Raw genomic sequence first — 11,915 nt, 5'->3', positions numbered from 1 at the left:
AACATCTCCCTGTGGTAATGGTCCTGCATTCGCCGGGTCGACATAGGCAGTGGAGATAGGATTGCAGATGAAATCAAACCCGTTCGGCACGACCGGCGCCAACGTCTCCGTCATCGGACAGGGCACCTGGTATCTCGACCATGGCGACCGCAAGCGCGCCGTTGCCGCGCTTCAGCGCGGGCTCGATCTCGGCATGACCCACATCGACACCGCCGAGATGTATGGCGATGCCGAGCTCGTCATTGCGGACGCGATTGCGGGCCGTCGCGATGAAGTGTTCCTCGTCTCAAAAGTGCTGCCGAGCAACGCCTCGCGCCGCGGCACGATCACGGCGTGTGAGCGTTCGCTGAAACGCCTGAAGACCGATCGGCTCGACTGCTATCTGTTACACTGGCGCGGCTCCTATTCGCTCGAGGACACCGTCGCCGCGTTCGAAGAGCTGGTGAAGACCGGCAAGATCAAGTCCTGGGGCGTCTCCAATTTCGACGCTGAGGATCTTGAGGAAATACTCGAGGTTGCGGGCGAGGGGCGGATCGCATGCAATCAGGTGCTCTATCATCTCAAGGAACGCGCGATCGAGCATGCCGTGATTCCCTGGTGTGAGCGGCATGATGTCGCCGTGGTCGCCTATTCGCCGTTTGGTCATGACGATTTCCCGGACGCGCGCAGCAAGGGTGGTGCCGTGCTCGGGCGCATTGCGGAGGCGCGTGGCGTGACGCCGCGTCAGGTCGCACTGAGCTTCCTCACCCGTGCAACTACGGTGTTCGCGATTCCGAAGGCCTCGTCCGCGGAACATGCCGGCGAAAATGCGGCCGCTGGCGATCTCGTGCTGACGAAAGACGAGATTGCGGCGCTCGATGCGGCGTTTCCGCGCGGGCCGAAGCCGCGCAGCCTGCCCATGTTGTAATGCACAAACGCGCATTATTAATGGAGTATTGACGCGCGCGGACGTCAGCGCATATCGGCATCCTGTTTTCGGAAGTTGCGAGCGCGGCGCATTTGTCGTTTTTTACGAGCGTTCTCGATTCGCATTTTCCCGGGTTCCAGCCGTGACACCGCCGCCCGCCGCAGCCGCAAGGCTCGACAATATTCCCATGCCCGTGCCGGAGAAGAAGCAGGAAGTTCGCCGCGCGCCCGCGCGCGTCGATCATCCCTTCAAAGGCATTGCGCTGGTGTTGCTGTCGACGGTGTTTCTCGGCACATCCGACGCCACCGCGAAATATCTCTCGACCAGCCTGCCGTCGATCGAGATCACCTGGATCCGCTTCGTCACCTTCGCGCTGATGTTCACGCCGGTGATGCTGCCGGGCTCGCCGCTGCATGCGATGCGCACCGAGCGCCTTGGCTTGCAATTGATGCGCGGCGCCGCGCTGCTCGGCTCCTCCCTGTTCTTCATCACCGGTCTCCGCTTCCTCCCCATTGCGGAAGCCTCCGCCACCGGCTTCGTCTCGCCGCTGTTCGTCACCGCGCTATCGATCATCTTCCTGAGCGAGAAGGTCGGACTGCGCCGCTGGATCGCCACGGCGATCGGCCTGACCGGCGTGATGATCATCCTGCGCCCGGGCTCCAGCGCATTTCATGCCGCGGCGTTCTTCCCGATCATCTCGGCGTTCTGCTGGGCTGCCGCGCTGATCCTGACGCGCATGATGAGCGGTCGCGAGGCGGTTCTCACCACCATGGCTTATTCGGCGCTGACGGGCGTTGCGATCCTTTCCGTGATGGTGCCGTTCGTCTGGGTCACGCCGAGCTGGACCGCGATCGGGCTTGGCATCGTGATCGGAGTTGCCTCTACCGTCGGCCAATGGATCATCGTGCTGGCCTATCGCTATGGCGATGCCTCGGTGCTGGCGCCGTTCTCCTACACCCAGCTGCTCTGGGTCAGCATTCTGGGCTTCTTCATCTTCGGTGAGGTGCCTGACCTCTGGACCATCGTCGGCGCGGCCTTCATCGTCGCGAGCGGCCTCTACATCGCCCATCGCGAGCGGGTGCGCCGCGCCCAGCTTCTGGTGCTGGAAGAGCGCTCCCCGAACCCCTGACACAAGATCGCGTGTCGCGCCTCGTGCTATCAACGGCTCCAACACCACGGGAGGAGCCGGATGCGCGCTGCGATTTTCAGGAACGGTGAGATCGTCGTCGACCGGATGGCGGAGCCGACGCCGGGTCCCGGCCAGGTTCTGGTCAAGACGCTCGCCTGCGGCATTTGCGGGTCCGATCTGCACGCACGCCAGCACGCCCACCGCATGGTGGAGATGGCGCGGAAGACCGGCCGCAAGCCGATGGACCTCAGCCGCGACGTCGTGTTCGGTCATGAGTTCTGCTGCGAGATCGTCGATTACGGACCGGGCACCGAACGCAAGCTTAGGCCGGGGACGCGGGTCTGCTCGCTGCCGGCCCTGGTGACGCCGCAGGGCATTGAAGGCATCGGCTATTCCAACGACAATATCGGCGGCTATGCCGAGGCGATGCTGCTGAGCGAGCCGCTGCTGCTCGAAGTGCCCAACGGCCTTGCGCCGGAACATGCCGCGCTGACCGAGCCGCTCGCCGTCGGCGTTCACGCCGTCGCAAAAGCCAATATCCGTGGTGGCGAGGTGCCGCTGGTGATCGGCTGCGGCCCGGTCGGGCTTGCGGTGATCGCTGCGCTCAAGCTCAAGGGGCTGCATCCGATCGTCGCCGCCGACTATTCGCCGGCGCGATGCGCGCTTGCGGCCAGGCTTGGCGCCGATATCGTCGTCGATCCCCGGGTGTCGCAGCCGTATGCGACCTGGGCCGAGCACGCCCAGATGTCGGAGGCCGAGAAGGCAGCGCGACCGCCATTCCAGGCCATGCTGCCGGCGCTGAAGCCTGCGATCATTTTCGAATGTGTCGGCGTGCCCGGCCTGTTACAGCAGGTGTTCGAAGGCGCGCCGCGCGATGCGCGCGTTGTCGTGGTCGGCGTCTGCATGGAAACCGACAAAAGCGAGCCGATGCTGGGCATCATGAAGGAGCTCAACGTCCAGTACGTGCTCGGCTACACCCCGGACGAGTTCGCAGCGTCGCTGCGTCTCATCGCGGAAGGGCAGGTGGATGCGGCGGCGATGGTGACCGCTGAGGTCGGTATTGACGGCGTCGCAAAAGCGTTCGCCGATCTCGCCAATCCCGAGGCGCACACCAAGATCATCGTGCAGCCGTGGCGGTGAATCCTACACCGGCAGCGCGATCGAATACTTCACCTGGCTCAGCGCAAAGCTCGATTCGATCGAAGCGATGCCGTCGAGCCGGGTCAGCTTGGTCTTCAGGAACGTCTCGTAGGAGGCGAGGTCGGCGGCCACCACGCGCAGCAGATAATCGCGATTGCCGGTCATCAGATAGCATTCCAGCACCTCGTCCCATTTCGAGATCGCGCGGGCGAAGCGGTTGAGGTCTTCCTCCTTCTGCCGCGCCAGCTTGATCGAGATGAAGACGCTGACGTGTAGCCCCAGCGCCTTCTGGTCGACGGTCGCAACGTAGCGCGAGATGACGCCGCGTTCCTCCAGAAGCTTGACGCGGCGGTGGCAGGGCGAGACCGAGAGCCCGACCTTGTCGGCAAGCTCCTGCATGGTCATGCGGCTGTCGGTCTGGAGCAGCGCGAGGATTTTCCGATCGATGGTGTCGAGCTCGGGCATTGGGATCAACCCTGTGTATTTGGCCTTCCGTTGGTAAAGTATCCCAAGACAAGCGGGTATGGCGCGAAAAATTGAGAAGTCTGGCGCGGCCGGCCGGCGTATCATCGGCCCGACCTGTTTCCGGGAGCATTGCCATGCCCGTTGATTCCGCCCGCCTCGACATCCTGACCGCCCTTAGCCGCAAGGCGCTGTGGCTCTCGTCCTGGACCATCCACCACGCCAACCACATCCGCCCGAGCGCGGACGGCCTCAAGGTCGGCGGCCACCAGGCCTCATCCGCCTCGCTCGCCACCATCATGTCGGCCCTTTATTTTAGCGTTCTGAGACCCGAGGATCGCGTTGCAGTGAAGCCGCATGCGAGCCCGGTGTTCCATGCCATCCAATATCTGTTCGGACGGCAGACCCGCGAGAAGCTGGAGAATTTTCGCGGCTTCAAGGGCGCGCAGTCCTATCCCTCACGCACCAAGGATGTCGACGACGTCGATTTCTCCACCGGCTCGGTCGGCCTCGGCGTCGCGCAGACGCTGTTCGCCTCGCTGGTGCAGGATTACGTCAAGGCGCATGGCTGGATGAAGGATCGCAGCGAAGGGCGGATGATTGCGCTGGTCGGCGATGCCGAGATGGACGAGGGCAACATCTTCGAAGCCCTTGCAGAAGGCTGGAAGCACGGCCTGCGCAACACCTGGTGGGTGGTCGACTATAACAGGCAGTCGCTCGATGCCGTCGTGCGCGAAGGGCTCTGGGAAAAGTTCGAGACAATGTTCCGCAATTTCGGCTGGGACGTGGTGATCGTCAAATATGGCCGGCTGATGCGCGAGGCCTTTGCCGAGCCGGGTGGCGAGGCGTTGAAGCGCTGGATCGACAATTGTCCGAACGCGCTTTATGCGGCGCTGTGTTTTCAGGGCGGCGCGGCGTTCCGCAAGCATCTGCACGATGAGATCGGCGACCAGGGCCCGATCACCAAGCTGATCGACAAGCGCAGCGACGACGAGCTCTTGGCGCTGATGTCGAATCTCGGCGGCCACGACATGGCGAGCATGCTGGAGGCGTTCGAGTCCATCGACCACGATCACCCGGTCTGCTTCATCGCCTACACCATCAAGGGCGTCGGCCTGCCGTTCCAGGGTCACAAGGACAACCACGCGGGGCTGATGACGGTCGCGCAGATGGAGAAGTTTCGCGACAGCCAGAACATCCGGCCCGGGCATGAATGGGACAAGTTCGAGGGGCTCGCGCAAGACCCGGCCGAACTCGAAGCTTTTCTGGCGCGGGTGCCGTTCAACCAGGATGGCCGTCGCTTGAACGCGCCCGCGGTCGAGGTGCCTCAGCAGCTCGCGTTCAAGCCGTCGCCGCAGATGTCGACGCAGCAGGGCTTTGGTCTCGTGCTGAACGAGATCGCGCGCAGCGACAGCGAGCTCGCGAAGCGCATCGTCACGACCTCGCCCGACGTGACCGTCTCGACCAATCTCGGCCCCTGGGTCAATCGCCGCGGCCTGTTCGCGCGGGCCGAGAAGGCGGACTTATTCCGCAGCGAGAAAATTCCTTCGACCTATAATTGGGATGCTTCCCCGAAGGGGCAGCATCTCGAGCTCGGCATCGCCGAGATGAACCTGTTCATCATGCTCTCGGCGCTCGGCCTGTCGCATCAGATCAACGGCGAGCGGCTGCTGCCGGTCGGCACGCTCTACGATCCTTTCATCGAGCGCGGGCTCGATGCGCTGAATTATGCCTGCTATCAGGATGCGCGCTTCATGGTGGCGGCAACGCCATCGGGCATCACGCTCGCGCCTGAAGGCGGCGCGCACCAGTCGATCGCAACGCCGTTGATCGGCATGGCGCAGGATGGGCTCGCCTCATTCGAGCCGGCCTTCGTCGACGAGCTCGCGGTCATCATGGCTTTCGGCTTCGAGCACATGCAGCGCGAGGCCGGCGAGGGCGGCTCGGTCTATTTGCGGCTGTCGACGCGCAGCATCGAGCAGGCGCAGCGCATCATGACTCCGGAGCTGAGGCAGGGCATCACCGATGGCGCCTATTGGCTGCGCAAGCCGGGGCCGAATGCCGAAGTCGTGATCGCCTATACCGGCGCAGTCGCGCCGGAAGCGATCGAGGCGACCGGCTTCATCGGCGAGAGCCGCCGCGACGTAGGCCTGCTCGCGATCACCTCGGCCGACCGTCTCCACGCTGGCTGGACCGCCGCGCGAAGATTGCGGCGCGACCGCCGCGGCGTGCAGCATCTCAGCCACATCGAGAAACTGCTGGCGCCGTTGCCGCGCGACTGCGGCATCGTGACCGTGATCGACGGCCATCCCGCCGCGCTCGGCTGGCTCGGCAGCGTCCGCGGCCACCGCGTCGAGGCACTCGGCGTCGATCAGTTCGGTCAGACCGGCACGATCGCCGAGCTCTACCGCCACCACGGCATCGATGCCAACGCCATCATCGATGCGGCCGAAAGCCTCACCACCGGCGCGCCGGTGCTGCACCGGAAGATGGCGGTGTAGTGAGGTAACGACGTCGTCATTCCGGGGCGATGCGCAGCATCGAACCCGGAATCTCGAGATTCCGGGTTCGGCTCTTCGAGCCGCCCCGGAATGACGATCGAGAGAACCTTGCCACGTTCCCACCGCCGGCTCATATACCTCAGTCCGCCGCAACGCTGGTCCCGCATATGGCGGGTTCAATTGCCGGCGCTTTCGTGCAAGGATGCCTGCCGAAACGCCCCCTCCAAGCCCCCAAGAAGAGGTTAACGATGGTCAATCGCATGCAATTCTACATCGACGGCGCCTGGGTCGATCCCGCCGTCAAGAAATCCACCGCCGTGGTCAATCCGGCGACGGAAGAGGCGATGTACGAGGTTGCGCTGGGCTCCAAGGCCGACGTCGACAAGGCCGTTGCCGCCGCCAAGCGCGCCTTTGCAACGTTCTCCCAGACCAGCCGCGAGGAGCGCGTCGCGCTGCTCACGAAAATCATTGAGATCTACAAGGGCCGCCTCAAGGAGATCGGCGCCGCCGTCTCCGACGAGATGGGGGCACCGCTGCCGATGGCAGAGAAGCTCCAGGCCGGCGCCGGCCTCGGCCATCTCATGACCACGCTCGACGTGCTCAAGAACTACCATTTCGAGGAGCCGGTCGGCACCGCCATGGTGCTGCGCGAGCCGATCGGCGTCGTCGGCATGATCACGCCCTGGAACTGGCCGCTGAACCAGATCGCCTGCAAGGTTGCGCCTGCGCTCGCCGCCGGCTGCACCATGATCCTGAAGCCGTCGGAGTTCACACCGACCTCGGCGCTGATCTTCGCGGAGATCCTGCATGAAGCGGGCGTGCCGAAGGGTGTGTTCAATCTCATCAACGGCCTCGGCCCCGAGGTCGGCGCCGCCATGAGCGAGCACCCCGATATCGACATGATCTCGTTCACCGGCTCGACCCGCGCCGGCATCGACGTGGCGAAACGCGCAGCTCCGACCGTCAAGCGCGTCAGCCAGGAGCTCGGCGGCAAGTCGCCGAACGTCATCCTCGAAGGCGCCGACCTGCAGAAGGCGGTGACCGGCGGCGTGATGCATATGTTCAACAACTCCGGCCAGTCCTGCAACGCGCCCTCGCGCATGATCGTGCCGCTGTCGAAGATGAAGGAAGTCGCCGCGATCGCGAAGGCCGTCGCCGACAAGACCAAGGCGGGCGATCCCCGCGCCGAAGGCACCACCATCGGCCCGGTCGTCAACCGCGGCCAGTGGGACAAGATCCAGGCGCTGATCAAGAAGGGCATCGACGAGGGCGCGACGCTCGTTGCCGGCGGCCCGGGCCTGCCCGAAGGCGTCAACAAGGGCTTTTATGTCCGCCCGACCATCTTCGCCGACGTCACCAGCGACATGACGATCGCCCGTGAGGAAATCTTCGGACCGGTGCTGACCATCATCGGCGCCAAGGACGAGGCCGATGCGGTGAAGATCGCCAACGACACGCCATATGGTCTTGCCGGCTACGTCTCGGGCGCGACTGTCGAGGACGCCAAGCGGGTGGCGCGTCAGATCCGCGCCGGCAACGTCAACCTTCAGGGCGTGCCCAACGACCGCACCGCGCCGTTCGGCGGCTACAAGCAGTCCGGCAACGGCCGCGAGTGGGGCAAGTACGGCCTGGAAGACTTCCTCGAAGTGAAGGCCGTCGCCGGCTTCAACGCGGCGTAAGCTTTATCGTCTGAACCAAATTTGACGCCGGAGCGGGAAACCGCTCCGGCTTTTTTTAGTCATTGCGAGCGAAGCGAAGCAATCCAGAGTCCCTCCACGGAGAAAGTCTGGATTTGCTTCGTCGCAAGTGCTCCTCGCAACGACGGAGGAGAGAGTAGGACCTATCCCCCCACCGCGCCCTGCGTGTTCACAAACAGCGCGTAGATCGACTGGCTCGCCGCCATGAACAGGCGGTTGCGCTTGACGCCGCCAAAGCAGAGATTGGCGCAGCGCTCGGGCAGCGCGATGCGGCCGATCATGACGCCGTCGGGCGCGAACACGACCACGCCGTCGAGCTCGGGATCGCCCATGCCCCAACCGCACCAGAGATTGCCGTCGATGTCGCAGCGCATGCCGTCCGGCGTGCCGGGACCTGCATCGATGTGGACGCGCTTATTGGCGATCGTGGTGCCGTCCGCCGCGACGTCATAGGCGAGGATCTTTCGGTTCGGTTGCCCACGCGATTCCACGACGTACAGAATCTTCTCGTCAGGCGAGAAGCACAGCCCGTTCGGTCCGAGCACGCCTTCTGCGACGATGGTCGCCTTGCCGGTCGCAGGATCGAGCCGGTAGACGTTCGGTTCGATCTCGGGCTCGGCCTTGTAGCCCTCGTAATTGCCGAGCAGGCCGAAGGTCGGATCGGTGAACCAGATCGAGCCGTCGGACTTCACCACGATGTCGTTCGGCGAGTTCAGCCGCTTGCCATTGAACGAATCCATCAGCACGGTGATGGTGCCGTCATATTCGGTGCGGGTTACACGGCGGCCGCCATGCTCGCAGGTGACGAGCCGGCCCTGGCGATCCCTGGTGTTGCCATTGGCGAAATTCGAGGGTTTCCGGAACACGCTGACGGTGCCGGTTTCCTCCTCCCATTTGATGATACGCTGGTTCGGGATGTCGCTGCACAAGAGGTAGCGCCCGTCGCCGAACCACACCGGCCCCTCGGCCCAGCGCAGGCCGCTCGCCAGCCGCTCCACCGCCGAAAGTTTTAGCCAGTATTTTTCGAAGCGGGGATCGAGTGCACGTATTGCCGGATCGGGGTAATAGGTCGCCGGCCGCCAGCCTTGCGTGTGGGACGATGCATCGTTCATGTGCAGGTCTCGTTGTTGCGTTCCCTCTGTGCAAGTCTGCTAGCATCAGATATCTACGGCCGCAAATCGGTCGCTACATACGAGGAACGACATGCCGCGCATTTTGATGACGGGAGCTTCGGGCGGGATTGGTACGCGGCTGCGGAAATTGCTGCCGCCGATCTACCCGGACCTGCTGCTCAGTGACATTCGCAAGCCTGCCGATCTCGGCCCGAACGAGCAGTTCAAGGCCGCCGACCTCTCCGACATTTCGCAGGTCGAGGCGATCTGCGATGGCATCGACGGCATCATCCATTTCGGCGGCTATTCGGTCGAAGGCCCCTGGGACGACATCCTCCAGGCCAACATCATCGGTTGCTACAATCTGTTCGAGGCCGCGTACCGCAAGGGCGTCAAGCGTGTGGTGTTTGCCTCGTCGAACCATGCCGTAGGCTTCTATCCGCGCCACCACAAGATCGGCACCGACGTCACCCCGCGCCCCGACGGCCGCTATGGCGTCAGCAAGGTGTTCGGCGAGGCCGTCGGCGCGCTCTACGCCGACAAGCACGGGCTGAAGGTGACTTGCCTGCGCATCGGCAATTTCGGTGACATGCCGCTCGACCATCGCCGGCTCGCGATCTGGCTCAAGCCCGACGACCTCGTGCAACTCTGCCAGATCGGGCTCGAGCATCCCGACATCCATTTCGAGATCTTCTACGGCGTGTCCCTGAACGAGCGCGCCTGGTGGGACAACCACCGCGCCTACGAGTTCGGCTATCGGCCCACCGGGCGCTCTGAGGATCATGTGGCGCACGTAATGGCCGAGCAGGCCAAGCTCAAGCCGGATCCGATCGGTGATCACTATCAAGGCGGCGCCTTCTGCAGCAACGAGTTTGACGGCGACGCGAGCCGGATCATCGACTGGAATAAGCGCTAAACGGGTTTCCCATGCCTGACATTTGCTGCAGTCGGACCAAGCGCCCGGCTGCGCTCAAGGCGGGCAATTGTAGCCGATCAACGCATGTCCGCGAGCGCCGCGCGCAAATCGTTCGTGACGTGCTCGAACAAGGCGGAGCCCGTGTGATCGCATGAGCTGGCGCACGTCATTTTGCAACCCGCGCCTCCTGTTTCTTGGTCACATGCCAGAGCACCACATGGTAGTGCGGCACATCCACGCCGGGGTGACCCGCGTTGAAGTAGAGGCTGACATGATCAACCGGTGCCGCGGACCCCGCCCCGTCCAATGACTTGTGATCTTCGATGTCCTTGTTCGGGACCATGTACACGGTCGCCACCAAGCGATCCCTGCGATCGAAGCACAGGAACGGCCCCAGCGGTAAAGTGTCGGGCTTGACGAAGATGATGCCGAGGCCCGGAAAGAACTTCGGGAAGTTCACGAGATCGCTGACCCGCTTGTATCCGTTTCTTTCGGCGACCTTCCGCTGATTTGGCGGCCGACGAACGACTTCGTGCTTCTCCTCGTGCTTCCTATCCGCCTTGCTGCTTCGGTGAGGGGCTGTCCTGGTTTGCTCGGTCGTGTCGGCCGGCGGCGCGGTGGTCGGTGCGAACGTCTGCGGCGCTGGCGGAAAGAAGGGAGCAAATTGCGCTGCAGGATGCCTCACGTCGGCGATCAAGGCGAGCAACGCAGCCAAGGCTGTGCTCACAAGCGCGTTGCGCATCGACACCTCCCGAAATTTGCCTGCCAAATTTTGCTCACTTATCCGGATTGCGTTCTCGCCAGCGCAGGAAGTCCCGGAACAATTCTTCGCGGTCTGGCGGATTGGCGGTTGGCTTTCCCTCAAGGAACCGGCCGAACGCCTTGCGAAGCGCGGCCTCGCCGCCGGATTGCTGCTGGAGCCAGCGCTCTGCCGGTCGGAATCGTTGCCATCCCGGGAGCAGCGCGGCCAGGTTCACCTCGCGCCATTTGGGGTGATGTGCGTCGCCGAGAAATTCAGGAAACCGCGTGAACAGTGTTTGGACGAACAATTCCAGCAGCCGAAACCGTTCGCTGCGAGGCGGCCAGTTGTAGGCGAAGAGAGCGGATTTGATCGCGATCGTGTCCACAGCTGCATTGACCCCGATGATATCTGGGTAATCCTCGTGGCGAAGCGTCGATGGCAGGTAGTTTTGCTGCAGCAGTTCGTTGGAATAGGGGATGGGCAGGAAGTGAATGCCCTTGGCCTGCCCGGCACGTGCGAGGAAGCTGACTGGTTTTCCTGAGACCAGTAGGGCGGCCGAGATGTCTCCCTTCCGCATCCCCTCCAGCGCGGCGTCCGGCCCCAGGCTGGATTCGCTGATCTTGACGCCCAGACGGTTCAGCACCTCGCGGCCAAGCACGGCACCGGCACTGCCGTCCTCGCCAAGATTGACCCTCTTCCCCGCAAGATCCGTCAGGCTTGCGATCTCCGGCCGTGCGAGGAGATGGAACTCTTCGACATGGAGCGAGGCAATGTAGGCAAGCTTATCGGAGATGTCTCCGAACGTCTTTGCCTCCCGGAGCCGGTCGACCAGGATAACAGGTGCGATCGCCACGTCGGCACCTGCCAGAGTGAGCACGTCGAGGATGCTGCGGGTGCCGCCGTTTCCCACGATTGGCAGGACCCGCAAAGCGACTTCGCCATGCGGACCCGTCTCCTGGCCACTCGCCAGTGTGGTCGCAATGTCCTGAGCTATTGCGAATTCAGTGCATTGCGGCGTACCGGTTACGAAGCCCACCGTAAATGGATCCGCAGGTCGTCTCGTTTCTTTCCTGGGGGCGCTTTCTTTTGGCGGAGACGCTTTCCCGGATTCACTCGGAGAGGCGAAAGGTTGCCGTTGTGCGAAGGACTCCTGGACCTGTCCGCCGAGCCAGGCCGCCGCAATCAATGCGAAGAACAAACCGGCCCGCATCGCTCCGCAGACCCTCATGTTCAAACCTGTGCGGTAGCCAGCCCTCCCTTGGGCTGACATGTTCCGATCGATCGTCACCCGGCTACGCGCGCGAATGAA

Annotated in this window: 10 protein-coding genes; 6 read left to right on the top strand and 4 right to left on the bottom strand. The window is 63.5% G+C overall.

The genetic code is table 11. The annotated features are described in order from the left end of the window. Positions 1-67 precede the first annotated feature (67 nt). The 3 genes from IVA98_RS25780 (at position 68) to IVA98_RS25770 (ending at position 3,176) form a co-directional block, all read left to right on the top strand. Positions 68-907 carry an aldo/keto reductase gene (locus IVA98_RS25780; RefSeq protein WP_247303392.1) on the top strand — a complete coding sequence of 280 codons (840 nt, stop codon included), beginning with the start codon at positions 68-70 and terminating at the stop codon, positions 905-907. 187 nt (positions 908-1,094) lie between these two features. Then, a complete protein-coding gene (locus IVA98_RS25775) occupies positions 1,095-2,036 on the top strand; it encodes a DMT family transporter (protein WP_247303391.1) in 942 nt (313 codons plus the stop codon). 60 nt (positions 2,037-2,096) lie between these two features. Then, the gene (locus IVA98_RS25770) at positions 2,097-3,176 is read left to right on the top strand and encodes a zinc-binding dehydrogenase (protein ID WP_247303003.1); all 1,080 of its coding nucleotides are present in this window, start codon (positions 2,097-2,099) and stop codon (positions 3,174-3,176) included. Between the two features lie 3 nt (positions 3,177-3,179). Here the strand turns inward: IVA98_RS25770 and IVA98_RS25765 are convergent, their stop codons facing one another. Beyond that, entirely contained in the window at positions 3,180-3,641 is a 462-nt protein-coding gene (locus tag IVA98_RS25765) for an Lrp/AsnC family transcriptional regulator (RefSeq protein ID WP_247279301.1), read from the bottom strand. 134 nt (positions 3,642-3,775) lie between these two features. On the opposite strand from IVA98_RS25765, the gene IVA98_RS25760 reads away from it, so the two are divergent. Both IVA98_RS25760 and IVA98_RS25755 read left to right on the top strand, forming a co-directional pair. Continuing rightward, positions 3,776-6,139: a thiamine pyrophosphate-binding protein gene (locus IVA98_RS25760; protein ID WP_247303001.1), complete on the top strand. Its 2,364-nt coding sequence runs from the start codon at positions 3,776-3,778 to the stop codon at positions 6,137-6,139. A gap of 248 nt (positions 6,140-6,387) precedes the next feature. Further along, positions 6,388-7,818: an aldehyde dehydrogenase family protein gene (locus IVA98_RS25755; protein WP_247302999.1), complete on the top strand. Its 1,431-nt coding sequence runs from the start codon at positions 6,388-6,390 to the stop codon at positions 7,816-7,818. Between the two features lie 161 nt (positions 7,819-7,979). On the opposite strand, the gene IVA98_RS25750 is transcribed toward IVA98_RS25755, so the two are convergent. Continuing rightward, complete coding sequence (locus tag IVA98_RS25750) at positions 7,980-8,948, bottom strand: SMP-30/gluconolactonase/LRE family protein (RefSeq protein ID WP_247355739.1); 969 nt, start codon at positions 8,946-8,948, stop codon at positions 7,980-7,982. A gap of 91 nt (positions 8,949-9,039) precedes the next feature. On the opposite strand from IVA98_RS25750, the gene IVA98_RS25745 reads away from it, so the two are divergent. Further along, positions 9,040-9,864 (top strand): NAD-dependent epimerase/dehydratase family protein, encoded by an 825-nt coding sequence (locus IVA98_RS25745; RefSeq protein WP_247355738.1) that lies wholly within the window; start codon positions 9,040-9,042, stop codon positions 9,862-9,864. 166 nt (positions 9,865-10,030) lie between these two features. Here the strand turns inward: IVA98_RS25745 and IVA98_RS25740 are convergent, their stop codons facing one another. After that, entirely contained in the window at positions 10,031-10,606 is a 576-nt protein-coding gene (locus tag IVA98_RS25740; protein ID WP_247336173.1) for a hypothetical protein, read from the bottom strand. A gap of 34 nt (positions 10,607-10,640) precedes the next feature. Further along, on the bottom strand, positions 10,641-11,642 hold the full coding sequence (locus IVA98_RS25735; protein WP_247302989.1) for a TAXI family TRAP transporter solute-binding subunit: 1,002 nt from the start codon (positions 11,640-11,642) through the stop codon (positions 10,641-10,643). Between the last annotated feature and the right edge of the window lie 273 nt (positions 11,643-11,915).

The organism is Bradyrhizobium sp. 160 (genome assembly GCF_023073735.1).
Lineage (GTDB): Bacteria > Pseudomonadota > Alphaproteobacteria > Rhizobiales > Xanthobacteraceae > Bradyrhizobium.
Note: the sequence above shows the minus strand (reverse complement) of the source record. Positions and strands in the feature narration are given on the sequence as shown.

What these genes read in the sequence shown, in the direction of transcription:
- IVA98_RS25780 (WP_247303392.1), top strand. Translation starts at nt 68, where the DNA reads ATGAAATCAAACCCGTTCGGCACGACCGGCGCCAACGTCTCCGTCATC.
- IVA98_RS25775 (WP_247303391.1), top strand. Translation starts at nt 1,095, where the DNA reads ATGCCCGTGCCGGAGAAGAAGCAGGAAGTTCGCCGCGCGCCCGCGCGC.
- IVA98_RS25770 (WP_247303003.1), top strand. Translation starts at nt 2,097, where the DNA reads ATGCGCGCTGCGATTTTCAGGAACGGTGAGATCGTCGTCGACCGGATG.
- IVA98_RS25765 (WP_247279301.1), bottom strand. Translation starts at nt 3,641, where the DNA reads ATGCCCGAGCTCGACACCATCGATCGGAAAATCCTCGCGCTGCTCCAG.
- IVA98_RS25760 (WP_247303001.1), top strand. Translation starts at nt 3,776, where the DNA reads ATGCCCGTTGATTCCGCCCGCCTCGACATCCTGACCGCCCTTAGCCGC.
- IVA98_RS25755 (WP_247302999.1), top strand. Translation starts at nt 6,388, where the DNA reads ATGGTCAATCGCATGCAATTCTACATCGACGGCGCCTGGGTCGATCCC.
- IVA98_RS25750 (WP_247355739.1), bottom strand. Translation starts at nt 8,948, where the DNA reads ATGAACGATGCATCGTCCCACACGCAAGGCTGGCGGCCGGCGACCTAT.
- IVA98_RS25745 (WP_247355738.1), top strand. Translation starts at nt 9,040, where the DNA reads ATGCCGCGCATTTTGATGACGGGAGCTTCGGGCGGGATTGGTACGCGG.
- IVA98_RS25740 (WP_247336173.1), bottom strand. Translation starts at nt 10,606, where the DNA reads ATGCGCAACGCGCTTGTGAGCACAGCCTTGGCTGCGTTGCTCGCCTTG.